The 25713-nt window shown below is 42.1% G+C and carries 22 protein-coding genes and 1 tRNA gene; 14 read left to right on the top strand and 9 right to left on the bottom strand.

Going from position 1 to position 25713, the window contains the following annotated elements; genetic code table 11:
* Nucleotides 1-98: 98 nt before the first annotated feature.
* On the bottom strand, nucleotides 99-2336 hold the full coding sequence (locus FRX45_RS14785) for a helix-turn-helix domain-containing protein (protein WP_152269218.1): 2238 nt from the start codon (nucleotides 2334-2336) through the stop codon (nucleotides 99-101).
* Between the two features lie 740 nt (nucleotides 2337-3076).
* On the opposite strand from FRX45_RS14785, the gene FRX45_RS14790 reads away from it, so the two are divergent.
* The 10 genes from FRX45_RS14790 (at nucleotide 3077) to FRX45_RS14835 (ending at nucleotide 17475) form a co-directional block, all read left to right on the top strand.
* The gene (locus tag FRX45_RS14790; protein WP_152269219.1) at nucleotides 3077-4402 is read left to right on the top strand and encodes a sugar porter family MFS transporter; all 1326 of its coding nucleotides are present in this window, start codon (nucleotides 3077-3079) and stop codon (nucleotides 4400-4402) included.
* A gap of 297 nt (nucleotides 4403-4699) precedes the next feature.
* A complete protein-coding gene (locus FRX45_RS14795; protein WP_152269220.1) occupies nucleotides 4700-5746 on the top strand; it encodes a DUF6340 family protein in 1047 nt (348 codons plus the stop codon).
* 217 nt (nucleotides 5747-5963) lie between these two features.
* Nucleotides 5964-7859 carry a chloride channel protein gene (locus FRX45_RS14800; protein ID WP_152269221.1) on the top strand — a complete coding sequence of 632 codons (1896 nt, stop codon included), beginning with the start codon at nucleotides 5964-5966 and terminating at the stop codon, nucleotides 7857-7859.
* Between the two features lie 8 nt (nucleotides 7860-7867).
* Nucleotides 7868-8596, top strand: a complete 729-nt coding sequence (locus FRX45_RS14805) for a hypothetical protein (RefSeq protein ID WP_152269222.1) — start codon at nucleotides 7868-7870, stop codon at nucleotides 8594-8596.
* A gap of 578 nt (nucleotides 8597-9174) precedes the next feature.
* Nucleotides 9175-9864: a 3-keto-disaccharide hydrolase gene (locus FRX45_RS14810; protein WP_152269223.1), complete on the top strand. Its 690-nt coding sequence runs from the start codon at nucleotides 9175-9177 to the stop codon at nucleotides 9862-9864.
* A gap of 162 nt (nucleotides 9865-10026) precedes the next feature.
* On the top strand, nucleotides 10027-13152 hold the full coding sequence (locus FRX45_RS14815; protein WP_152269224.1) for a DUF7133 domain-containing protein: 3126 nt from the start codon (nucleotides 10027-10029) through the stop codon (nucleotides 13150-13152).
* A gap of 135 nt (nucleotides 13153-13287) precedes the next feature.
* Nucleotides 13288-13593 carry a Dabb family protein gene (locus FRX45_RS14820; protein ID WP_152269225.1) on the top strand — a complete coding sequence of 102 codons (306 nt, stop codon included), beginning with the start codon at nucleotides 13288-13290 and terminating at the stop codon, nucleotides 13591-13593.
* Nucleotides 13594-13623: 30 nt separating this feature from the next.
* Entirely contained in the window at nucleotides 13624-14856 is a 1233-nt protein-coding gene (locus FRX45_RS14825) for a Tm-1-like ATP-binding domain-containing protein (RefSeq protein WP_152269226.1), read from the top strand.
* 205 nt (nucleotides 14857-15061) lie between these two features.
* Nucleotides 15062-15931, top strand: a complete 870-nt coding sequence (locus tag FRX45_RS14830; RefSeq protein ID WP_152269227.1) for a phosphoenolpyruvate hydrolase family protein — start codon at nucleotides 15062-15064, stop codon at nucleotides 15929-15931.
* 77 nt (nucleotides 15932-16008) lie between these two features.
* On the top strand, nucleotides 16009-17475 hold the full coding sequence (locus tag FRX45_RS14835) for a sulfatase-like hydrolase/transferase (RefSeq protein ID WP_152269228.1): 1467 nt from the start codon (nucleotides 16009-16011) through the stop codon (nucleotides 17473-17475).
* Between the two features lie 101 nt (nucleotides 17476-17576).
* On the opposite strand, the gene FRX45_RS14840 is transcribed toward FRX45_RS14835, so the two are convergent.
* Entirely contained in the window at nucleotides 17577-17819 is a 243-nt protein-coding gene (locus tag FRX45_RS14840) for a hypothetical protein (protein WP_152269229.1), read from the bottom strand.
* Nucleotides 17820-18072: 253 nt separating this feature from the next.
* Between FRX45_RS14840 and FRX45_RS14845 the strand changes: the two genes are divergently transcribed.
* The 3 genes from FRX45_RS14845 (at nucleotide 18073) to FRX45_RS14855 (ending at nucleotide 19975) form a co-directional block, all read left to right on the top strand.
* Nucleotides 18073-18960 carry an alpha/beta fold hydrolase gene (locus FRX45_RS14845; protein WP_152269230.1) on the top strand — a complete coding sequence of 296 codons (888 nt, stop codon included), beginning with the start codon at nucleotides 18073-18075 and terminating at the stop codon, nucleotides 18958-18960.
* Nucleotides 18961-19000: 40 nt separating this feature from the next.
* The gene (locus FRX45_RS14850) at nucleotides 19001-19558 is read left to right on the top strand and encodes a type 1 glutamine amidotransferase domain-containing protein (protein ID WP_152269231.1); all 558 of its coding nucleotides are present in this window, start codon (nucleotides 19001-19003) and stop codon (nucleotides 19556-19558) included.
* A gap of 147 nt (nucleotides 19559-19705) precedes the next feature.
* Nucleotides 19706-19975 (top strand): HU family DNA-binding protein, encoded by a 270-nt coding sequence (locus tag FRX45_RS14855; RefSeq protein WP_152269232.1) that lies wholly within the window; start codon nucleotides 19706-19708, stop codon nucleotides 19973-19975.
* Between the two features lie 57 nt (nucleotides 19976-20032).
* Here the strand turns inward: FRX45_RS14855 and FRX45_RS14860 are convergent, their stop codons facing one another.
* From FRX45_RS14860 to FRX45_RS14885, 6 genes are all read right to left on the bottom strand, one after another.
* Complete coding sequence (locus FRX45_RS14860; protein ID WP_152269233.1) at nucleotides 20033-20314, bottom strand: hypothetical protein; 282 nt, start codon at nucleotides 20312-20314, stop codon at nucleotides 20033-20035.
* An 18-nt stretch (nucleotides 20315-20332) separates the two neighbouring features.
* Nucleotides 20333-20710, bottom strand: coding sequence for a M4 family metallopeptidase (locus tag FRX45_RS23720; RefSeq protein WP_317163128.1), 378 nt, complete (start codon nucleotides 20708-20710; stop codon nucleotides 20333-20335).
* Nucleotides 20700-21098, bottom strand: coding sequence for a M4 family metallopeptidase (locus FRX45_RS23725; RefSeq protein WP_193311712.1), 399 nt, complete (start codon nucleotides 21096-21098; stop codon nucleotides 20700-20702). Before FRX45_RS23725 ends, FRX45_RS23720 begins: the two co-directional genes overlap by 11 nt.
* Nucleotides 21099-21432: 334 nt before the next feature.
* Entirely contained in the window at nucleotides 21433-22125 is a 693-nt protein-coding gene (locus FRX45_RS14875) for a hypothetical protein (protein ID WP_152269236.1), read from the bottom strand.
* 35 nt (nucleotides 22126-22160) lie between these two features.
* Nucleotides 22161-22838, bottom strand: a complete 678-nt coding sequence (locus FRX45_RS14880; protein ID WP_152269237.1) for a hypothetical protein — start codon at nucleotides 22836-22838, stop codon at nucleotides 22161-22163.
* Between the two features lie 394 nt (nucleotides 22839-23232).
* A tRNA-Leu gene (locus tag FRX45_RS14885) sits at nucleotides 23233-23316 on the bottom strand.
* Nucleotides 23317-23470: 154 nt separating this feature from the next.
* On the opposite strand from FRX45_RS14885, the gene FRX45_RS14890 reads away from it, so the two are divergent.
* Nucleotides 23471-24679, top strand: a complete 1209-nt coding sequence (locus FRX45_RS14890; RefSeq protein ID WP_152269238.1) for an NAD(P)-dependent oxidoreductase — start codon at nucleotides 23471-23473, stop codon at nucleotides 24677-24679.
* An 83-nt stretch (nucleotides 24680-24762) separates the two neighbouring features.
* On the opposite strand, the gene FRX45_RS14895 is transcribed toward FRX45_RS14890, so the two are convergent.
* Nucleotides 24763-25476, bottom strand: coding sequence for a tRNA1(Val) (adenine(37)-N6)-methyltransferase (locus FRX45_RS14895; RefSeq protein ID WP_152269239.1), 714 nt, complete (start codon nucleotides 25474-25476; stop codon nucleotides 24763-24765).
* Nucleotides 25477-25713 lie beyond the last annotated feature (237 nt).

Below are 25713 nucleotides of genomic sequence, written 5' to 3' on the forward strand. Positions count from 1 at the left end.
CGAGGCGAAAGTAAGTGAATAGGCAATTGGCGATGGTGAATTACACCGCTCACTATTCATTATTCACCACTTTCTCACGTTTCACGTTTGACACAGCACTAATTTTTAACAACTTCCCTGATATTCAAATAAGTAATAACTGCCCTTATCTCACCATGTGAAAAAGCATCTCCGAGTTTTTCTTTAACGGGCGATGTGGCAAAACCTGATCCCGTTTCTTCAATGGCCTTGCAGATGGGTTCTATCTTTTCTTCGGGAACAATATCCGTTATTTTAATTTCTCCTGTTGGAATAAAATACGCCAGATGTCCTTCAATGGTACTGGTAGCCAGTTCCCTCAGTTTCGCAATTTCAGCTATGCTTTTCCCTTCCCTGAACAATTCAAGGCTCATACGCTGGGTATCGCCCTTTTTAGCTTTTCCGGTAATAATGGTTTCTGCTGCGGGTATTGTTTCATCAATGGCTGCCGGGCCTTTTTGCGTTTCTGTTAATTGTAACAAATCAGATAATTGCGTTCCTTTCATTAAGCCTTCCGATAGCTGAACAGCCTGTGTGATCTGCTGTATTTTCCTGGTAATATCCAGTTCCAGGTTGCGCAATTCCTTCAGGTATTTTTTTACTTTCTTTTTAACCTTTATCTCATTGGCATGCTGTTTCAGGGAAGCCAGCATTTCATCTAATAGTCTAGCAAAGTAGGTATAGGCTGCGGCTATACGTTCATTTAGTTTGACGAATCCATTTTGTTCAGCTTCGGTGATCAATATCGTCAATTGCTTATTGAATTTTTCACTTACTTCTGTTTGAGACTGTACCGATGCTAATAAATTTTGTGCCCATTGTATGGCGGTGTTCTTTTCGGGAATCTGGCGATGCTCATAATTTTCATAATGCGTAGCGATGCTTTCCGAGAGTTTTATAAAATTGAAAGCCCGGGCCAATGAAAGCGTGATAAATCTTTTTTGTTCCTGCTGCAATTGCTCTTCTGCTTCATCATCGCCCATTTCGGTTTGGGCAAATGTTATTATCCGTGGATCGGTATTAATGCATTGGGGATGTATTCTTGAATAGAGTACCAGTCCGTTGAGGGAAGTAAGCCTGCTCAGCGCTACGTATACCTGCCCGGGTGCAAAGGATGCGCCTGCATCAATGATCGCTTTTGTAAATGTAAGTCCCTGGCTTTTATGAATGGTAATTGCCCATGCCAACCGGATAGGATATTGTATAAAAGCGCCTAATTCTTCTTCTTCAATATTGTCTTTTTCTTTGTTGTAATTATAGCGGATGTTTTTCCAGGTTTCTTTTTCAAGCAATAATTCACTATCGTCATCCGGGAACTTTACATAAATCTTGTCCTTGCTGATGCGGCTTATCATACCAATCTTTCCATTGTAAAATCTCCTGATCTCACCTTTGTCGTTTTTGGTAAACATGATTTGGGCTCCGGGTTTCAGCTTCAGTATTTTTTCTGCAGGAAGTGCCCTTTCATTGAAGTCGCCTGTTAATTCCCCCTCAAAGGCAGATGGTTTTCCGGGAAGCTTTTCCAGTTCCTGCCTGTTGATCTGGTCGGCGCGGGCATTGTGCGTGGTAAGCACGATAAAATTTTCCTCCCTGGGCGGTTCAAAGCCTGGCTTATAATATTGATGCAAACGTTCGAGATCGGCAGCCGTAGTATTGTTGTTCCGGACATTATTTAATATCTGTATAAAATCCGCTTCATTCTGACGGTATATTTTTTTCAGTTCCAGGTATACAGGCGGGCTTTGTTGTAAAGCCAGCGCATCGAAAAAGAACGGGCTTTTGTAAACAGATTGTAATATTTCCCACTCCGCGTTATTGATTACCGGCGGCAATTGAAACAGATCGCCGATATACAATACCTGCACGCCGCCAAAAGGCACTAAAAGCTGGCGGCGAAAGTGCCGCAGTATAGTATCTATGGCATCTAAGGTATCGGCACGCATCATGCTTACTTCATCTATCACCAGTAATTCCAGCTCCTGCAGCAATTCCCGTTTACTGCTGTTCAACTTTAAATTTCTGAACAGGGTATGTTCATTGGTAACCTGCGTTTCATTTACAGATGAATGATGCGTGGGCAGATAGGGTCCAAAAGGCAGTTGAAAGAAAGAATGAAGGGTGGTGCCGCCGGCGTTTATGGCGGCAACACCGGTTGGTGCTACCACAGCCATTTTCTTAAAACAGTTTTCGCGTATATAACGCAGGAAAGTGGTTTTGCCTGTGCCTGCTTTACCGGTTAAAAAAATATGCCTGTTGGTTTGATTTACAAACTGCAGCGCCCGCTGAAAATGTACATTAGATGTATCGAAAGAGGTCATGTTTTCCAAAGGTAAAAGCTATTAGGTTATAATAATTGGCGTTAGCAAACAAAGTCTTAATATACTCATATCCTGTTATAAATGCAAGTAAAATATTTTCATTTTTGATAATGAGTATAAAAGAAATGCTGATCCATAGTCAGCACTTCAGCAGCAAACGCAGTATAATTTGTAGTACAAGACCTACAGGTCTTTTATTATAAATAGTACACAACAAACATATAAAGTACTATTTTTTATCGCCCCGTTATGCATTTTCTTTGTACCATCATTGATCAATAAGAACCTAATCCCGTAAGCCCTGGACTTCCCTTTTCCTTGTTAAAGTATAAAGTATAAAGCTGTTGCAACCGAAAGAAAAAGTATTAAACCTGAAACCACAACCTGAGAAACAACCCTGAACCCTCACCAGAAGATGGAAATTTTACCCTTGAGTAAATAGTCCCATAACCTCATCCCTGACCCCCTGGAAATAATTTCCGTTTTCTGGTGTTTTTTATCTTCTTTTTTTATAAGCAAATTCCTGTAGTGCGGGATATGTGCGCGGGCTCAATATCTTCCTCTTTCAGCCTTTTCCAAAGCTGTATCATCGCTATTTTACTTTCCCCGCTTCACCTGCTATGAACAGGTATCAGTTAACCTGAACCCTGAGACCTGGAACCTGGAACCTGGAACCTGAAACCTGGAATCTGCACCACATCCATTCCTTTTGTATATTTAGAAGATATAAACTTGCCGCTATGAATAAAAAGGTTATTTTCTGGAGTATTGTAGTAGCACTTGGAGGTTTTCTGTTCGGATTTGACACGGCTGTTATTTCGGGAGCAGAACAGGCTATTCAGCAATATTGGGCGCTTTCAACTTTTGAACACGGACTTACCGTTTCCATTGCGTTAATAGGCACTATACTCGGTGCATTAACCGGAAGTATACCTTCGGAAAAACTGGGTCGTAAAAAAACACTCATTATTATTGCAGTCATTTACCTCCTGGCTTCAGTGGGTACCGCTCTTGCCACCAACTGGTATATTTTTCTATTTTTCCGCTTCCTTGGTGGTATCGGTGTTGGCGCTTCGTCTGTTACAGCCCCTGTTTATATTTCTGAAATATCGCCGGCTAAGTCGCGCGGACGATTAGTGGCATTGTTCCAGTTTAATATTGTATTTGGTATACTGCTTTCTTATTTGTCCAACTATCTTATTGGCCAGGATAGTGAACATTCATGGCGGTTAATGCTGGGTGTGCAGGTAATTCCTTCCGTTCTTTTTCTTATCCTTCTGAAATATGTACCCGAAAGCCCAAGATGGCTGATCGTAAAAAAGGGGAGGGTAGAAGAAGCAACAGCCGTTCTTAAAATTGTAAACCCGCAGGATTACGCTACCGAAGTAAATGATATCAAAGAGGATATGGCCAATCACAATGAGAAAAGATCTGATATTTTATTTACCCGCAGAAACAGGTTCCCCGTTTTTTTAGCGATTGTTTTTGCAGTATTTAACCAGGTGTCGGGTATTAATGCTATCATATATTATGCGCCCCGCATTTTTGAAATGACTGGGCTCGGTAAGGAATCTTCTTTGCTGTCGAGTGTTGGCATTGGCGCCGTTAATTTTTTATTTACGTTGCTTGCCATTAATTTTATTGACCGCTTTGGAAGAAGAACATTAATGCTTATTGGTTCCGTTGGATTAATAATAACGCTTGGACTGGTATCGCGTGCATTTTACCTCAACGATTTTGGCGGATTTTCGGTAACGATCCTGCTGCTGGTATACATTGCATTTTTTGCTTTTTCGCAGGGGGCCGTTATATGGGTATTTATTTCAGAAATATTTCCTAACCAGGTGAGGGCAAAGGGACAAACGCTTGGTAGTCTTACACATTGGGTAATGGCGGCCATCATTGCATTTATATTTCCCATGCTTACCGAAAATATAGGGGGCGGGCATACTTTTCTTTTCTTCTGCATTATGATGGTGCTGCAACTACTATTTGTATGGAAGATCATGCCCGAAACAAAGGGTAAATCGCTGGAACAGTTAGAACACACATTGGTGATGCATTAGTGTCAAACGTGAAACCTGCCAGCTGGCAGGCTGGTGTGAGAGGTCTGAATCATAGTGAAAGGTGAAACGAAAAAGGTGAGGGGTGAATGGTTTTACGATTATCATCTATCGTCTCGCGAGGGTAGCGCTGAATTCACTATTGTCCCCGTCCGAGCGGCGTTCAGCCCGCCTGAATGCCAGCGCCCGTCCGACTGGTGTCATCCGGGCAGGCATTGCCTGTTCACTTCCTCATACTATATATAGATATTAAACGTTTTAATATGGTATAACACCCATGTTATGCATAAATCCAATAGTATGAAAAATACAGTGTTCTATATTTTAATTTCTGTTAGTTTATATTCCTGTGCATCAACAGAGCTGGTGCGCTTAAGCGTGCTTGAACCGGCTCCTGTAACGCTTCCCGGTCATATAAAAAACATTGGCGTAATAAACAGGAGCGAGGTGGCTGAACAGAATAAGGTGGTTGAAGTGGTAGATAAAATTTTTTCGCTGGAAGGACGTGACCTGGATAAAGAAGGCGCGCAGGCGAGTATAGCCGGTTTGGAAAATGAGCTGATAAAGAATAACAGGTTTACCGGGGTAAAAACAATTGACGATGCCAGGCTTAAAAGCCCGGTTCCCGGTGTTTTTCCGTCACCGCTAACATGGGATATTGTGGAAAAAATATGCAAAGAAAATAATACGGATGCCCTTTTTGCACTGGAATTGTTCGACACCGATTCTAAAATAAGTTATGCGGCCAACCCTGTTACCATTAACACACCATTGGGCAAAGTGCCCGGCGTTGAGCACCGGGCTACAATGCTTACTACGGTAAAAGCGGGCTGGCGCATATATGATCCTGTTGAAAGAAATATTTTAGATGAATTTCCAGTGGCAGGTAAAATGGTATTCACCGGAAAAGGAATTAACCCGGTGAAAGCAGCTGGCGCATTAATCGGCCGAAAAGAAGCGTTGAAGCAGGTGAGCAATAAAGCCGGGCAGGATTATGCTTTCCGGATTATTCCTTACTGGTTGAGGGTATCAAGAGATTATTATGTAAGAGGAACGGATAATTTCAGAATGGCGCGGCGTAAGGCCCAAACGGGTAACTGGGATGATGCCGCGGCGATATGGGAAAAAGAAACCACCAGCGATAAAAGTAAAGTAGCCGGAAGAGCCTGTTACAATATGGCTATTATTAATGAAATTAATGGCAACCTTGACGGGGCTATAAAATGGGCGCAAAAGGCCTATGAGAATTATAATAATAAACTGGCGTTGCGCTATGTAAAAATTCTTGAGAACAGGAAGATAAATAATGCCATTCTGGAAGACCAGGAAGCGATAAGCGCCAGGTAAAATACAATCGTCTTTTTGGTATTGTTTCAGACCACTCACAAATCAATGATATAGCAATCACACAATACTACCGGTCATTGGTATTATAACCGCATGTTAAAGATTTGCTCATTAGTGCTTACCTTCGCGTCTTTAAAATTTATAATGCTGAATTTTTTTCATCTATTTTGATGCTATCTGTATCATCCTCAGCGGATAGTAAAAAGACAAATATTAAATGATCAAAAGTAAAATTTTAAGCAAGGGCATACCTGTTTCCATTTCATTGAATCCAACCATAGAAGCAGAGATTGATCAGCCGCTGGTAGCCCAGGACAAAAAAAGATTATTAACCATTTCTGTATTGGCTGTTCTGGTTGCCCTCTGCATCAGTATTATTGCCAAACTGCTTGTTCATCTTATTGATTTAATCACCAACGTGGCTTTTTATGGAAGTTTTTCCACAGTGCATTCCACGCCGGTTAATCACACGGTTGGCCTATTTGTAATTGCAGTTCCGGTAATAGGCGGGGTAATAGTGGGATTAATGGCGCTGTATGGTTCGAAAGCAATACGAGGGCATGGCATTCCGGAGGCCATGGAGCAAATATTAACCAATCAAAGTAAAATAAAACCAACCATTACCTATTTGAAACCGCTGTCATCGGCAGTATCCATTGGTACCGGTGGCCCCTTCGGAGCAGAAGGCCCAATTATAGCTACCGGTGGAGCTTTGGGTTCTACACTCGGGCAACTGATGAAGATTACCCACAATGAAAGAAAAATATTACTGGCGGCTGGGGCCACAGCAGGTATGTCGGCGATTTTTGGAAGCCCTATTGCTGCTATTTTCCTGGCCGTAGAATTGTTATTGTTTGAATTTTCGCCACGTTCTATCATTCCCGTAGCACTGGCATGTATTACCGGTGCAGCAGGGCACCACCTGTTATTTGGATCCGATCCGGTATTTGCTATTAAACATGTTATAGCAACTCCTTCCAACACTGCACTGGCTGCTTATAGCGGCATGGGTATTGTTATTGGAGTATTATCGGTTTTGGTTACCAAGATCGTTTATTATATCGAGGATGGATTTGAGAAATTACCTGTTCACTGGATGTGGTGGCCCGCCATTGGCGGATTGGCAGTTGGTATTATAGGTTATTTCTCTCCGGCAACACTGGGTGTGGGATATGAAAACATAACGAATATCCTATCCGGGGAGCTTACCATTCAATTTGTATTGTCGTTGTGCCTCCTCAAATTTTTATCATGGGCAATCGCTTTGGGCAGTGGTACATCGGGTGGCACATTGGCGCCGTTACTTACAATAGGTGGTGCTACAGGCGTTTTGCTGGGGAGCGTTATTATTTATTTTTTTCCGCAAAGTGGCGTTACTATTCCGTTGGCAGCGTTAGTGGGTATGTCGGCTATGTTTGCCGGCGCATCCAGGGCCCTGCTCACTTCCATTATTTTTGCATTGGAAACTACAGCAAAATCCAATGCATTATTGCCATTGCTGGCAGCCTGCGCCGCTTCGTATTTTGTTTCCTTCTTTATAATGGAGAATACCATAATGACGGAAAAAATTGCACGCAGAGGCGTTAAAACCCCGCATTCGTATGAACCTGATATCCTGGAAAAAATTTCCGTGGAACAGGTTATCAAAGAAAACGGTGTGGTGCTGAGTGAAGATAACACGGTTAAAGAAGTAAAGGAATGGCTCAGTAAAGAGCCGGATTACAACAGCAACTATTTCATTATTTCCAGTAATGAAGGTGAATATAAAGGGATACTGAGTTCTTCTACCATATTCAGTAATCTTCAAAGCGATGACAGCAGGGTGGGATCGCTTATTAAACGCAAAAATATTTCTGTTGGTATTGGCAGCAGCCTGCGTACGGCGGTAGAGATTATGGCAAAAGAAAATACAGACGTATTGCCGGTAGTATCAAAAGAAAACAACAATAGTATTATCGGCATCCTCTCTTACAGGGAAATTATTGCTTCGTACAAAAAAAATATGGACGAACATGTAAAAAAGCACCCCGACATCTCTTTAAAAAGGAGAGGGCTGAAAATATTACTGCGTGGACAAAAGCTGATGACTTCGATCAAGATAAAAGACAAATAGGCTGCCATATGTCTTATCAAGTAACAAATCCCCGCGCCTTTTGGTTTCCGGGACCATGGATTGGCGGAATTACCATGATCCTTGCGCCCTTATTGCTGCTTACCGGGGTACTGCTCCGGATACGGTATAACTTTTTCTTTCCCGACCAGTTACAGGCATATAAGGAAAATCCATCGCTGATGTTTTGGGCGTATAGTTTTTTCCTGGCCGGAAATATTCTTCTTTGGCCTGCGGTTATAACGCTGGTTCAGTTAATTGGAAATAAAAAGCCGGGTTGGGCAACCTGGGGTGGCATTTTTGTTGTGTTTGGGCTGTTTGCCAGGACCTTTCATGCCGGCGCCGATCATCTTGCTTTTCAATTGGTGAATGTGCAGGGAATTGAAACGGCAACAAAGGCTGTGGCAGATGCTTATGGGGCGCCACATATTATCTCCACGCTTTCCCTGCTTATTCTTACAGGATGGACAATACTTGCCATCGGCGCTTATCTTTCCGGAATACTTAATATATGGTGTTCTGTTGCGCTTGCTCTGATGTCGGCATTGATGATGGGTGTGCTGAAAGGAAGTTCAGTTGTTTCTGTTATAGCCACCGCAGGGCTTTGCATCGCGTTTGTGCCGGCGGGCATAAAGTTGCTGAAAGAATTGCCAGCACCGGGTTATAGGGCCATTGCAGGGTGGGCGGTTTTTATTATAGTATTTGTGGTATTGCTTTTTATTATAGGGCGCGCAGGGTAGTGTTAAGTGAGGCAAATATGGTTGTATGTTAGTGTGAGTAGTGAATAGTGAATGATTTCACGATTATCGTTTATCATTTCACGTGGTGAGACGTGAGATGTGAATGGCACAGCTTTCAGATTCTGGACTATTAATGAAAGAATCTTCTCATAGCTGAAAGCCCTCCGGCTTCGAGCTTCCTTTACTGCTGTTCGTATTTTAAAAAAAATCCGTAATTTCATCATTCCAACTCACCAAACAAAAGGAGGTATTCATGAAATCTGCAGAATATTCATGGAAGCCTTCGGTTAGTATCGCCTAACCGGGCTTATTCCATAAAAATATCTGAGGCGAAAGCCGGAAGCCACCCGTTAAACCTGGTGGCTTTTTTATGCATATCATCGGTCACGGTTAAAAGTCGCTCCAGTGCAATTGCCGTAAAAGACATAGCAGGCACACATCAGTAATTATAAAATATTTTTTACGAAAAGCAATTTTAAAGCAACAATGACATCTGTATATCACCAATGTTCAGTAATATTATGAATTGAATAACCGGACATCTGAACTAAATCCATTGTATAAAAATTGTAAGCATTATGAAATCGAAATGCATTTTTGCTGTAAAGAGAAGAAACCTGTTCCGATTATTTTTATCCCTGCAAATGATTGTATGGATATTGCTTTATAGTGCCGGTTTGTCTGCACAGGAGTCATCTGTTAAGGCTGTTTCTCTGTTTGATGGCAAAACCCTTACCGGCTGGAAAACCGTTGACCCTGCTCATCAGCAGCTTTGGTATGTTAAAGACAGTGTGATGATGTGTGGCGATGGCATCAATAAAATACCCTCAAACACCTACCTCCATACCGAAAAGGAATATGGTGATTTTGAATTCCGTTGCCTGTTTCGTTTATCAGGCGATGAAAAGACGGGTATGATCAATAGCGGCATTCAATATCGCTCAAAAATAATTAACGGGGAAATCGTGGGTTACCAGGCCGATATTGGTAATGGTTACTGGGGAGATATCTATGATGAGCATCGCCGCGGTAAACTGGTTGGCGGAGATCTGAGCATTTTGCGGCGCCTGTTAAAGCCCGATGGCTGGAACAGTTATATCATAAGGGTTAAAGGCAATAATCATGAGCTTTACATTAACGGCGTTAAAACCTGCGAATACACGGAGAAGGATCCCAAAATTCCCTCTAAAGGTGTGATTGCCGTTCAAATACACAGCGGAGGCGCTGGTATTGTTGAGTTTCGCGATCTTACGATTACTGAATGGTAAGTATGATTTGAAAGAAGTGAACAGGCAGTAGTGAATGGTGAATTCACTATTCACACTTCTCACACCTGCCGGCTGCAGGTTTCACGTTTGACACAGCAATAGTTGCTATAACAGAAGAGCACCACATAACCCTGATCTTTTATTATTTACAATTTTCAACACATGAAATTTCCCGGTATCTTCCTTGTATTTACAAGTCTGTTTTTTATTTCAGCACCACCATCAGAAAGAACGCAAAATATTCCGCCCGACCGGATCAATACACCCGAAGAAGAACTGGCAGGCTTTAGCGTGCCTGAAGGTTTTGTGGTAGAGTTGGTAGCCAGTGAAAGAGATGGTATTGTTAACCCGATTGACCTCACATTTGATGACGCCGGAAGATTGTGGACGCAAACAGCAAGAATGTATCCGCTTGATCCGGTTGCAGATATTCAGTGGAATGAATTATTAAAGCTGATGGATGATCCTGAGGCGCAGCGCAATCATCCGGGCTTTAAACGCATACTTGACCTGTACCAGGGTAAAACAAAAGGCACAGACCAGGTACTCGTGCTTTCCGGGTTATATGGTAACGGACCCGTAACAACGGAGGTTTGGGCCGATGGACTTACGATCCCAATGAGCATACTGCCTTATAAAGACGGAGCTTATGTAGCACAGGGATCGGAACTTTTTTTCCTGCGCGACAGTGATAACGATGGTAAAGCCGATGAGCGCATACCATTGCTAACGGGGTTTGGCTTTACCGATACACATACCATGGCGCATGTGCTGATGAGGGCGCCGGGCAATTGGATCAATTTCAGCCATGGAGCGCTCAATAAGGGAGAAGTGTCTTCCTTAGTGAGTGATGTAAAACTGAGAATGGATTACAGTAAGATCGCCCGCTTTTCAATGGATGCCAAAAAGATGGAACTGGTGAATGCCGGTTTGAATAATATATGGGGCTATCAGCTCAGGAACAATGGTCAATGGTACGGTTGCGAAGCCAATGACCTGGGTTATTCTATTGTTCCTATGGAACCGGGCACTGGATTTCCCGGCATTGGAAACGAGCGGTTGCGTACCTATCAGCCATGGATGCCCGAACTGCACGAATTTCGGGTAGGCGGTACCGGTATATCCGGGCTGGCTTTCCCCGATGACCTTTCGGGATCGTTCCCCGCTGAATGGAAGAATGTGGCTTTTTTGGCCAACCCCATTACCAGCACGGTTAACGCTGTTCAAATTACCCGTAATGTGGATGGAACTGTAAGTGCAAAACATTTGCCCGACCTGCTTACTTCCAAAGACAAATGGTTCCGCCCGGTAAATATGGAGTTTGGCCCCGACGGTTGTTTGTATATAGCCGACTGGTATAATAAGATCATCTCTCATAATGAAATTCCAACCACTCATCCCGACAGGGATAAATCACATGGCCGCATCTGGCGCATCCGCCATAAAAGTCAGCAAACCCGTGCTGTTCCCAATTATTATACTATTAAAACGGAGGATCTGGTCAAAGGATTGCAGTCGCCTTCGCTTTGGGAAAAACGTGCAGCATGGCACCAGATCACCGACAGACCATTGGCGGAAACGCAAAAATTAGAACAGCCGCTTGTACAACTGGCTGCAGATGCGGAACAGGATGAAATTACCCGTATTCACGCGCTATGGTCGCTGGAAGGGATCAAACATTATGACGCTGCATTATTGCAGGCATTGTTGCAAAGTCCATTGGACGATTTGCGCCGTGAGGCCGTGCGCTCTTTAAGCAGCTTTTCACCCGGCACAGTAGTGGTAGCCGCATATTTAAAAAACGTAGTTGAAGACAAAGATCCCATGGTACGTGCACAGGTGCTTCGTACGCTTGATGAATTGGGAGCGGCAGATGAGGCTACCATTGATATACTGGTTCGCGCTTCAAAACCGCCCCTTGAAGGCAATGCCATGGGCGGTGCCTATGAAAGAAATTTTGAACGTTTCCTTGCCCGTAAAGCATTAGAGCAATATCCCAATGAATTACAGGTCTATCTTAATAGTCCCGCTGCGGAAAAAATGAGCGGTGATCATTTGCTTTGGGCTATCCAGGCATTGCCTGCCGGGCAAAAAGAAACCGCTTTCCTGAAAATATGGCCCCGACTGGGTATCAGCAAGCTGGATGAGCCCGGCTTTGTATTTGTTGCGGGCATGCTGAACAATAAAACCATTTTTGAAACTGTAGAACCAGTTATTCATAATGAAGATAATGCCGCTTTATACACTGGTTTTGCTTTACAAAACCAGTCACAATTACAATCGCCGGAACTGGCTGTTATGCTCCGGGAGCCGGTAGCTAAATTATTGCGCAGTCGTTCAGAAACGGATGTTAACCTGGCGCTGGATGCCGTTGATCGTTTTAATATTGAACAGGTACGGGATGCCGTTATTGTCCGGATCAATGATCAATCGTCTGAAAAAACAGTACAATCAGCATTAAAGGCATTAGAAAACAATCCAACGCTCAACAAAGATATTTTTGCCCGTGCTGTAAGAAATCAAAAGCTCGGTTTTGGTGTCAGAGCCGCGGCACTTGGCAGTTTGGCAAAAGCAAACAAGGCATCAGCACTCAGTGCAGCACAACAATGGGTTCCGAAACTTAACACAGTGCAGAAGAGTGAGCTTGTAAAAGGTTTATCGGCATCGGGGCAAGGGGCAGCATTGCTGATGGACATGTATGAAAAGAAACAACTTGCACTGGCTTCGTTTGATTTACCTTCGGCTGAACGCATCCGCAACAGCAATAAGGAAGACACGCGTGCCATCGCCATTTGGGAAGCCGTAAAAAACAGGTATGAAGCGGAAAGAAAGGCTTTCAGGTCAAAGCTCACCAAATATATGGCTATTGCCGAAAAGAAAGGAGGCGATGCAAAAGCAGGGAAAGTGCTTTTTCAAACCTGCCTGTTGTGTCATAAAGTGGGCAGCGAAGGAAAAAATATCGCACCGGCATTGGATGGTTCGGCAAACCGTGAAAATGAAGCGCTGCTTACCGCTATCCTCGACCCCGATGCAGCGGTGGAATCCAATTACGCTGTTTACCGTGTTACCAAAAAAAATGGCAGCACCATAGAAGGTTATCTTGTCAACAAAAATGACAGGGGCGCTACCATCGCTTTTATGGGTGGTAGCCAGGTTTTTGTTGAGGCCGGTGCTATCCAAAGCCAGGGTTTTTTGGGTGGGCGTTCATTTATGATCAAGGGACTGATTGATCACTATTCCGATAAACAGGTATCGGATCTGCTTGCTTATATACGTACGCTTAAATAAACTTTGATCTTAGCGGTTGATTAAACGACGGCTGGTATTTCTATTTTATAATAAAGGACGTTGCATATCCGTGGGTTTGATCTGCGAATCTGCGGCTAAACATCAGGAATTACATTCCAGACTAAAAAAATAACTATGGTGAGACATTTCGGCGTGTTTAAATTTAAAGCGGGAATCAACGGAGAGCAGATAGATCAGTGCTTTCGTACGATGAAAGATATGGTAGGAAAAATTGAAGGATTACTGGATATGGAATATGGCGAATACAACAGTACTGAAGGATTAAACGAAGATTTTACCCACGGCTTTGTTATGACGTTTGATACATTAGAATCGCGTGACGCCTATCTTCCGCATCCTGTTCATGAAAAGGTAAAGGAATTTGTTGTGCCTAAATTAGAGCGTGTGATCGTATTTGATATTGATGTGCCACAGGTTTAATTGTATTATAATTTCAATTTGTAATAAAGCATGTTGGACAGTAATAAATGTATTTTAATACTGGGTTGTTTTGATACCAAGAGTGAGGATTTTTTGTTTCTGCGTAACTGTATTGTAGCGCAGGGAGAAAAAGTGATAACGATGAATACCGGGGTTATGGGAACAACAAAAGATTTTCCTGTTGATATTGAATCAGACCTGGTAGCGCTGGAAGAAGGTTATTCAATAGCAGCATTGAGGGAAGCGAATGACCGCGGACAAGCAGTAGACATAATGGGCAAAGGAGCAGCGAAGCTTGCGGCCAAATTAGTGGCGCAAAACAAAATTAAAGCAGCGATCGGCATGGGGGGCGGGGGAGGAACATATATAGCGCTTTCTGCTATGCAGGAAATCCCATTAGGCATACCCAAACTTTGCTTAAGTACACTGGCTGCAAAAGATCTGTCAAGGCAAATGGGAAGCAAGGATATTACTTTAATGCCTTCCATTGTTGATGTGGCAGGATTGAATAGTATCAGCAGGCTTTTAATCAGGAGGGCAGCAGCGGCAATTTGTGCTATGTCGGAAATAACAGAAGAAAAAGAGGATACAATTGCAGGTACCATTGCGATCAGCATGTTTGGCAATACATCAGCCTGTGTAAACCAGTGCAGCGAGCTGCTGCGAAAGCAGGGCTATGAAGTACTGGCTTTTCATGCCAATGGTGTTGGAGGTAAAACAATGGAATCGCTCATCCGCGAAGGTTGTTTTGATGCCGTTTTAGACGTTACCACTACCGAGCTGGCGGATGATTTATGCGGGGGTATCTGCAGTGCTGGGCCTGACAGGCTGAACGCTGCCGCCGACATGGGCATTCCCCAGGTGGTGGTACCCGGCTGTTTGGATATGGTGAATTTTGCGCAGCCAGATACCCTTCCGGCACAATACCAATCACGGGAATTGTATAACTGGGCGCCGGATGTAACCTTAATGCGGACGAATAAAGAGGAGAATAAAATACTGGGTGAAAGGCTGGCGCAGAAAATCAACCGTTCGCCTGCACCGGTAACAGTGGTATTGCCGGCAAAAGGGATATCCCAGGTAGATGCGGAAGGAGGAATTTTTTACCGCCCGGAAATTAACCGGGTTTTGTTTGATGCCATAAAAGAAAATACCAAAGCAACGATAGCTGTTATTGAAGCAGATGCACATATCAATGACCGGGAATTTTCGGCTATGCTGGTGAGTGCGTTGTTAAGTGTGATGAAAAAGCGGCAGGAGTAGTTCCATGTTGTTTACTCTATTTGTGAAAAAAACACACATAGGAACAGTAGGAACAGAGGCGCACATTAGTATCGCCACGGTTCGTGTCTCACGAACCGGAATTCCGAAAGTAAAAACATAAATCCCAGCCCTGATTCGTGTCTTCACGAACCAGGATTCCGATGTTGAAGAAAAGTGAAAACACATATAACTCAAACAGATAATTATGGCAAATCCATGGACAGGAAAAGGAAACCCTTATACAAAACAGGAAGTGAGGGAAAGGTTACAAAAAACGGTTGATCAAAACAAAGCCATCATTGCCGCAGGGGCTGGCACTGGCATTAGCGCTAAATTTATTGAGAAGGGTGGTGCAGATCTGATCATTATATATAACTCAGGCAGGTTTCGTATGGCCGGGCATGGTTCTACAGCAGGGTTAATGGCTTATGGTGATGCGAATGCTGAAGCGATGAATATCGGTGAGTTTGAAGTATTGCCAGTGGTGGAAGAAATTCCCGTGATTTGCGGTGTGCATGGTTCCGATCCCCGCCGCAGGATGTGGCATCACTTATTAAAAGTGAAGGAAATGGGCTTTTCGGGCGTCAATAATTTTCCTACGCATTGTATTGTTGACGGGCATTTCAGGCAGGTTTTGGAAGAAACGGGGATGGGTTTTGATAAAGAAGTGGAAATGGTGAGGCTTGCTGCTAAAATGGATTTGTTTTCTATTGTGTACGTCGCTAAAGCGGAAGAAGCCATGCAGATGGCGGAAGCAGGGGCTGATGCTATCATTTCGCATGTAGGTACTACCGTAGGCGGATCGGTAGGCGTTACAGGTGCTTCCTGTACAATGGATGATGCCATAGAACGCACCCGTGAAATTATGGAAGCGGGGAAAAAGGTAAATCCCGGTATCTTTTTCCTGGCGCATGGCGGACCTATTAATACACCTGAAGATGTACGTGTAATATTAGATAAAACCGATGTACACGGCTTTGTTGGCGCTTCCTCACTGGAACGGATGGGGGTTGAAAGATCCTTAACTGACCTGACGCGGAGATTCAAGTCGCTTACTTTACAAAATAAAAAATAAAAGGCGAATTATAGTGGTTACATGAGGGAGTTCGTGAATACACAAATCAAAGCACGTATCTATATGACAGAATAATCATGGCAGAAAAATTGATCATTACAGTACTTGTCTTTCTCTCCGTTTTCATTCCTTTTAAAGCGATTAAGGCACAACAGCCCGTTACCACGAAGCCAAATGTTATTGTCATTATTACCGATGATCAGCATTACCGTACCATTCGGGCATTGGGCAACAAGGAGATCATAACACCCAATATGGATAAACTGGTAAAAGGAGGCACGGCGTTTACCCAGGCCCATATCCAGGGAGGTTTAAGCGGAGCCATTTGCTGCCCAAGCCGAGCCATGCTACTAACCAGTAAAAATCTTTTTAGTCTTCATGAAGATGGACAATACATTCCGGTATCGGATATTACTTTCCCGGAACTGTTCCGGAGTAATGGATATATTACTTTTGAAACCGGCAAATGGCACCAGGATAAAGGCTCTTTTAACCGGTCGTTCGCTCTCGGCGATAATATTTTCTTTGGTGGTATGCATCCGCCCGCAACGGGAGGGCAATACAGGCCGAGGTTAAACCATTACGATAGGAACGGTTTATACAATAATCCGTTTTGGGGAGATCAGTTCTCCTCCGTTTATTTTGCAGACGCTGCAATTAGCTTCTTAAAGAAACAACAGCACAATCCGCAGCCATTCCTGATGTATGTGGCATTTACCTCACCCCATGATCCGCGTACAGCTCCTTCATGGTATGGACATCATTATCGCATGGAAGATGTTTCATTACCCGAGAATTATTTACCGCGGCATCCTTTTGACAATGGTGAATTGCAGATAAGGGATGAAACTCTGCTGCCTTTTCCACGTACGGAGGAAGCAATAAGGAAAGAAATTGCAAGGTACTACAGCATGATCAGTGAAGCGGATGAACAGGTGGGAAGAATTTTAGAAACATTGAAGAAAACAGGAAAAGATAAAAATACCATTGTTGTATTTGCAGGTGATAATGGATTGGCTATGGGGCAACACGGTTTATTGGGAAAGCAAAACCTGTATGATTGTGCTATACGGGTACCATTAATTTTTAAAGGGCCGGGCATACCCGCGGGAAAATTGATAAACAAATATGTATACCTGAATGATATATACCCCACCTTATGTGAATTAGCCGGCATTCCTGTTCCGGACTCTGTTGAAGGAAAGTCAATGATAAGCGCATTTGGCAATGGAAATTTTAATGGAAGAGATCATCTGCTTTTTGCTTACCTGAATTTGCAACGGGCTATCGTGCATCGTGATCTTAAATTGATACGGTACAATGTAAATGGACAATCTTTTGTGCAATTGTTTGACTTAAATACCGATCCGTTCGAAATGCATAATCTCGCGGAAGAAAACCGGTATCGGGCCAAACTCATGTCCATGGACTCCCTGTTGAACAAGACCATGGAAGAAATGGGTGATTTTTGCGACATCAATAAACCCGGATGGGGATATCCACAAAAATGGACCATGTCTGAGGTTAAAAAATTAAATCCTTAGGAACGGACACTCCCTCATTTCGTGGAAACACGAAGTGAGATTCAGGATATGATAAAAGTAGAAACAGCGGGTTTAAAAAACTGGTTAATACTCGTGCATTACTATTTCAAATCTTTTTCAAGCTGGGTTGCTATAGCCTGTAGCAATGCTTTATCTATATTTAATTTTTTACCCTCTTCTTTAAAAACCGCACGATAATTGCCCTCTTCATCGGGTTCAAAAGTTATTGCTTCATTTTCTATAAACACCACAATCCTGTGGCTGTATCCATATACCTGCAGTTCGGCTTCAAATGCTCTTTCTTCCTGTAAGCCGGAAACTGTAAGGATAAATGATTCTGCCATTTTAAAAATGAAATTAATTTAATTTGGTAAGGTGCTGCATTATATTTTTTAGCCCTCTTTTTATCATTCTGGCCTGCATGTTGTTAAGCAAAGGTTGTTACAATGGCTATCGGATGAGTGGAAAATTATCCTCACTATCTACTGCGATGCAACTATTCACCCTTTAATTTCATGTGGTACAGTTTGTGTGATACAGATACAGCTTCATTAAAATCATACATGGTAAAGTATTATTTCATTTAAAAAAAAAGTTATGAAATCCATTCAGTTTACCGATACAAAAACGGGGGAAGAGATACATATTGCGTATTCATCATACGGCAATGGGCAACCGGTAATATTAATTCATGGGTGGCCCCTGAGCCGTGAAATGTGGGAATACCAGCTTGCCGACCTGGTAAATGCCGGTCATCGCGTAATAAAATATGATCGCCGTGGATTTGGTAAAAGCAGTAAGCCATGGAAAGGATATGATTACGACAGCTTAACAGGTGATTTGCATGAGCTGATGGTTAAATTAGATCTGAAAGATGCCATTCTTGTGGGGTTTTCCATGGGCGGAGGAGAAGTGGTGAGATACATTAGTAAGTATGGAGAGGAGCGGATAGCGGGTATTGTACTGATCAGTTCTGTTGTTCCTTTCTTTTTAAAAACGGCCGGTAATACAGAAGGTGTGGATGCAGAGGTATTTGATGAAATGATAAAAGGAATACAAAACGACAGGATGGGTTATCTTGATGAGTTTGGAAAAAAATTCTTTGGTGCGGGTTTTTTAAACAAACCCGTTAGCACGCCATTGTTAAATTATTACCTGCAATTGGGATCCAAAGCTTCGCAACAATCCACCATAGAATGTATAAAAAGTTTTTCCGCCACCGATTTCAGGAATGACGTGGATAAGATATCCGTTCCCACGCTTATTATTCATGGCGACAGTGATAAAATAGTTCCTTTTGAAGTGAGCAGCAAACGTACAGCAGGCATGATTCCTCACGCAGAGCTGGTTGTTTATGACGGCGCACCTCATGGTTTATTTTATACGCACCGGGAGCTTTTAAATAGAGATCTTCTCAATTTCATTAGCGGTAAAAAGCATGAAGAACCCCGGCCGGAAGACATGCCGGTAACATCAGTCTTTTAACGTAATGAAACAATAATCCTAACATTTAAATCATTTATTTATGAAAAATATTGAAGGCAAAAAGGTGGCTATTTTAACTGAAAATGGGTTTGAAGAATCCGAATTAACAAGCCCTAAAAAAGCATTGGAACAGGCAGGGGCTACAGTACATATTATTTCTCCCCGGAAAGAAAAAGTTAAGGGGTGGAAAGACGGCAACTGGAGTATTGAACTTAAGGTGGATAAGCCTTTGGAAAATGCAGACGCTGATGATTATGACGCCCTGGTTATTCCCGGGGGTGTTATCAATCCGGACCTTATGCGGAGAGACAGCAATTGCGTAAACTTTGCAAAATTATTTTTGCAGGCCGGCAAGCCGGTAGCAGCTATTTGTCACGGCCCTCAGTTGTTAATTGAAACGGGCATGCTGAAAGGAAGGAATATGACCTCCTTTCATTCTATAAGCACCGATCTGAAGAATGCAGGTGTGATTTGGGAAGATAAGGAAGTTGTAGTGGACAATGGATTGGTAACCAGCCGCAGCCCTAAGGACCTGGAGGCATTTAATAAAAAGCTGGTAGAAGAAGTTGGGGAAGGCGTGCACAATACAGTGCATTAATCAATCGATGATCGGACGGCAAACCAAGGGGCTCATTTTAATGGGACTTTCGTTGCCCCCAAAATTCTTAGAAAAAAAGCTATTTACACGATCAGAAGTGTTTACTTCAACTATATTTGCATTCTAACCCAATAAATATATACTATCATGAACAAAGGAGAATTAATCGAAAAGATTGCCGCTGACGCAGCCATTACCAAAAAGCAGGCTGGTGCTGCATTGGATTCATTTACTGAAGCAGTGGCAAAGACTTTGAAAAAAGGTAATAAAGTAACGCTTGTAGGATTTGGCACTTTTTCTGTTTCCAAACGTGCTGCCCGTAACGGTCGTAACCCGCAAACAGGCGCTGTTATTAAAATTAAAGCAAAGAAGGTAGCCCGCTTTAAAGCCGGTAAAGAATTGTCGGGGAAAATATAATGATCAGCGATTAGATTTTTTAAGAGGCTGCCACAATCATTGCAGCCTCTTTGCTATTTAAAAATGCAATCGTTCCTTTAGTTTTTTCACAAGGTTAGCCAGCATGAGATCATTTTCCAGAACGTCAAGCGGAATCACCCTGCCGTTGTATTCAGCAAAATATTGAAAACTGTCCCGGTAAGCTTGTTTTGATCCGTTTGCATCGCTGCTGTTATCAATAGTACTGGAAAAAATTTGCGCAATACGGTTCTGCAGAGAAGCCGGATAGCTGCCCAGGTCTTCTTCAGTTGTTACTGCTTTGTTCATAAAACCGCCTGAACGGATGAGCTTCAATTTCATTTTAGCATGTTTTTGCACTTAAACACCTGCATTATTCCACGCGTCACCAATGGCATTGGTAACCTGGTTTCCTTCTCCAAATAACGAAACCGACTTGTTTAGCGTAGCTTCTTTAAACTGGCTGAAACCAGTATTGTAAGGTACCAATGCTTTATCGCACATAGCGGCATACCAAACCCTTCCCACTTTTTCCCATGCATAGCCGCCAACGGCTGTTGCAGCAAGATAAAAAACATGATTGGGAATACCCGAATTAAGATGTACGCCCCCGTTGTCGTAAGGATCATTTGTATACCCGCTCATATGTGAAGGCTGGGGATCGCTTCCGAGCTCGGGGTGGTTTTGATATGCCGTGCCCGGTGCTTTCATCGAACGGATTGCATATTCATCTCCAATTCAAAACATTTTCCCCGATCAGCCAGTCCGAAGTCCCTGCATCCTGGTTCAGCACTTTTTGTTTGATCATTATGCCAAATCCATCGGCAAGCGATTCATTCAATGCTCCGCTCTCGTCCTTGTATTCAAGATTGGTTTCGAACTGCTGAACGCCATGTGTCAATTCATGACCTATAACATCAATATCTGATGTAAACGAAGCAAATATTTTTCCATCACCATCGCCATACACCATTTGCTTTCCGTTCCAGAAAGTATTTTGATAATTTGTTCCGTAATGAATTGTCTGGATTATTTTCATACCGGCATTATCAAGCGAATTCCTTTCAAACAAAGAATAGTAGAATTCCCAGGTATGCCCGCTGCATCCTATGACCTGTTCACCCAATGTTGGCGCAAGAATGAGGCGCAGCTTGTAACCCGGCCTTCTTGTGCCATATTTATGAACTACATTTTAAATCAATTAATCCTTTCATCTCCCAAAATCACGAGTGCTACTGTATTTCCAATCCTCAGGCTTAGTTTCAAAACCCGCCATTACAGATTTAAGTGAATATACTATTCACCATTGATACCAGCCTTTGAGATCTTTACCTCATTTTCAGTTTTCTTTTACACGGCACAAGAAATCCGCGCTTTTTTCCTATGTCTCATTCTTGCGCCAGAACGGAGATAGAGTAATTCAAGTGCTAAGACATCTGGCAATTGCATTAGTTATCGTCTCATCCAGCTAACCAATTTTTCGCAATAATAACAACTATAACTCCTCCAACAACAGCTATAATCAGTTCCCATATATGTTTGCTGAACCAATTTTTGTTTTTCTCTTCCTCCTTTATAGTAATTGTATTGTCATTGAACGAATTATTGAAACTCGAATCTTTTGCTCCGGTTATCGCATTTCCTGTAATGTCTCCTCCTGCGTTTATTGAATTATCATGATGCTGATAAGTGAAAGTGTGTTGAGCCCGAAGTTTATAGTTGTTCCAAACAGACGCAATATCTTTATCTTTTAACCAAACTCCATCATTTTCAGTAGCGAATACAAGTCCATCTTTGTATAGCTGAGATTCAATGGCTGATGAGAGTTTTTCATCCTTATCCTGAATCGAGAGTTCACTTAAAATATCTGATACTTTCCTAAAGCCATCGGCTTTTAAAAGTTGTTCTATTATTTTCTTGCAGCAGAGTTCGAAATAATATTCTTCCCCTGTTTCGGTAAGTCGATAAGTTTGTCCTATAGCTCCAAGGACTTTTACTATAGATCCATTTTCGATCAAGGCATCTCTCACTGCAAATCTTTCTGTTTCATTTTTAAACTTCCTTCCATTTAACTGGATAAAATTGTATACACCATCATTTTGTTTTAACAGCGTTAGAAGGTAAATGGCTGGGTCAAGGTGGGATTGAATCATTTGTATTTGATTTATAATTTTTAAAAGGTTAAAAGCTACTTTTTACTAAGCCATTTATATTCGATCATTAACAAGATTAGTCCGATAGCTAAAGGGATAACAAGCCCCCACCAATATTTTATTAACCAACTTTGTTCTTCCCTCACCCCCTTACTCGCTCTATTGCCATTGAAGGACTCTTTAATCTCAAAATCTTTTGCTCCCGTCAATACATTGCCAGTAATATTTCCTCCTGCCGTTACTGAGTTGTCTTCGTAGTGGTGATATTGAACAGTTAACTCAGGAGCATTTTTTGCTTTCGAATCGAAGACATTTTTAACGTCTTCCAAGTAATTAATAATTTTTATATGATGACTTAACCAATGGAGTGAATTTCTTAAACCTTTTGTCGCAGTATCAAGGGATGAACTCCCTACTGCCACGTCATCAATCCCTTCATTTTGAGGCATAATCGTAAGTAAATCGATGACTACGTTTTGTCTTAGATATTCTAAATAGTGACTATTGTTATATACATTGAAAGAGGCCTTTATAAGTTGACGATTAAAATTTTCCCAATCAGTAACATCTTGCAAAAATTTATTATAATCCCTAACCGTTTTTACTTGCTCGTTTAATAAGATTTCTCCCAGACTAATTCTTTCTGAAATTTTTTGAAAGTAGCTGTTCTTATCGACGATCAATCGTAATGATGATTTTGGATTATCTTTCATTGAACGGCTTTCCCTGAAAGTTAATATTATTTTTGATATGGTTTTAGCTCAAGTTCTCACATGGTGTATATGTGCTCAAATCGCAATAACAGGTGATATTTGTTTAACAATCAAGACTGCATCTTGTGGATACCTTGCATAACATACCAACTTTTATTTTTAATTTGGAGTAAACATTCCAGCAATGAACCGTTTAAAGTATGAAATAATGACTTTCTTTTTTTTACACGGCACGAGAACCCCAGCTTTTTTCCTACGCCTCATTCTTGCGCCAAAACGGGGATATAGTTATCAGTTGCTGAAGTATATCTTGGATTGCAGTAAAAGAGGCACTATTCGACCGGTTGCAAAAAATAAAAAAGGATGTAAATCATTGATTTACATCCTTTTAACGTGCCCGGAACAGGAATCGAACCTGCACATTGTTGCCAATACCAGATTTTGAGTCTGGCGCGTCTACCAATTCCGCCATCCGGGCGATAAACAATTAAACAAATCCTTAAACAAGAGATGCTTTATTAAGGGTTGCAATATTACATATTCCGCTACGAATAGCAATAATTTTTTTGCCAATTTCCGTTATACAATAAAATTGATAGCATAGCTTCTTTTTACCATTTATATTTACCTGTATGATCAGAATAGGGCTAATAAAAGAAGGTAAACATCCTGCAGACAACCGCGTAGCATTAACTCCCGCCCAATGCAAATGGATACATAAACAGATTGCTGATGTGAAGATTGTTGTTCAAAGCTCACCTCACCGTTGTTTTACCGATAAAGAATATGCTGCTGCGGGTGTTGAAGTAAAAGAAGACATGAGCGATTGTGATGTTTTTTTTGGCATCAAAGAAGTGCCCGTTGATATGCTGCTGCCAGGCAAAACCTATCTTTTCTTTTCCCATACAAAAAAGAAACAACCGCAAAATCAAAAATTACTCCGGGCAATAGTTGACAAAAAAATAACGCTTATAGATTATGAATGCCTTGAGCATGAGGATGGGCAACGTATTATTGGTTTTGGTTTTTTTGCAGGAGTAGTGGGAGCGCACAATGGTTTGATGGCTTATGGCAAACGCACCGGTTTGTATAACCTCGAACGCGTTTACCGGCAAAGAAGCTTCCGGGAACTGATACATACTTATTTCGGATTGCGGATACCCAATGTAAAGATTGCAGTAACCGGTTCAGGACGTGTGGCTCATGGTATTCTTGAAATCATGAATCTTGTAGGTATTCATGAAGTGGAGCCCGATGAATACCTGAGCCGCAGATTCGCTTATCCTGTATATACACAGCTAAAAGGAGCCGATCTGTACCGGCATAAACAAACGGATACCTATACCCGCATTGATTTTCATGAGCATCCTGAACAATATGCCTGCACTTTTTTGCCTTATTCTATGCAAACTGATATCTTGTTAAATGGTGTATATTGGGACGAAACAATGCCCCGCCTTTTTGAAAAGGAAGCCATAAGCTCCGACAGGTTTATCATTCAAACCATTGCCGATATTACCGATGATGTTAACGGATCTGTTCCCATTAATCTTGGCGATCAAACCATTGAAGACCCGGTATATGGAGTAAGCAGGAAAAGTTTTGAAAAAACGGCGCCATACCAGGAGGATTCTGTTGATATTATTGCAGTGGGCAACCTGCCCAATGAATTGCCGCGTGATGCCTCCCGGTATTTTGGTGAGCAGTTGATAAAATATATATTGGAAGATCTTATAAAAGATGGATCACCAATGATAAAAAGAGCCACCATTGTTGACAAGGGAAAGCTTAGCCCACCATATGAGTATTTGAAAGATTATGTTGGGGTGCTCAAAAAATAAAAATACTTACGAAGACGATCATAAAAAAAAATAGCCACAAAGTCACAAGGTCACAAAGGAAAACGCTTTGTGGCTTCATGCCTTTATAAATACAAATAGTAGTCTTTCAACAAGGTGGTAAACGCATTGCTGTAGCTTCCGTCTTTTTGTTTTATTATAAGCTCATAGTCATGTAAGGAATCTGTTTTATGACGTGTAAAATGCAGAATACTGCGAAAATAATCGTGTTGGGGCGTTTGCCTCACGAGAAGCTTTTCAGATAAATACAATCCTTTGTTCAAAGCAAGTTGTTCAAATTGTGCTGTACGATGAAAGGGGAGGAGTACGCCAAAACTCCCATAGGCTGTCAGGTTTTGATCAATAACCTCTACAAGCGCTTCTAATGTTAGACCGGTATCGTGTTTGGCCAGGTCTTTCTTTTCATTACCCGACTTCAGATCATTTTCATAAAACGGTGGATTGCAGATGATGAAATCATATAACTGCGGGAACGCATAAGTAGTAGCATCGCCCATAAACGCATGGATCGTATCCTTCCATTTGCTCCGCTCAATATTTTCCGTCATTTGTTTAAAAGACTGCGCGTCTTTTTCAATGGTATCAAATTGTGCTTTCACTTTCTGTGCCAGCATCAGTGTTAAAAGTCCTGAGCCCGCACCAATATCGAGCACTTTACTTCCCTGCGGTATCTTTTCCGCGAACCATGCGCCCAGTATGCATGCGTCGGTACACACTTTCATAGCGCACTGATCGTGCTGTATGGTAAACTGCTTGAATTGAAAGTAGGGGTTGGGCATTGGCGGATTTGAGATTTATGATTTGAAAGTTGAGATGGAGCCTGTTTGTTGTTTATAAGTTTATGGTTTATAGTTGAATTTGGCTTCGGATTTGAGCTTTGATTTTTATTTGGTTCTTGTATTTTGTTATTTGGTTCTTGATATTTTGCAATCAGCCGTCGGCTCTCAGCTATCAGGTGAGTAACTGTTAACGACAGGCCGAATACCGCTTCTTTCTCTTCTCACTTTTCTCTCGAA

The sequence above is a fragment of the Agriterribacter humi genome (genome assembly GCF_009192765.1).
Taxonomy (GTDB): domain Bacteria; phylum Bacteroidota; class Bacteroidia; order Chitinophagales; family Chitinophagaceae; genus Agriterribacter; species Agriterribacter humi.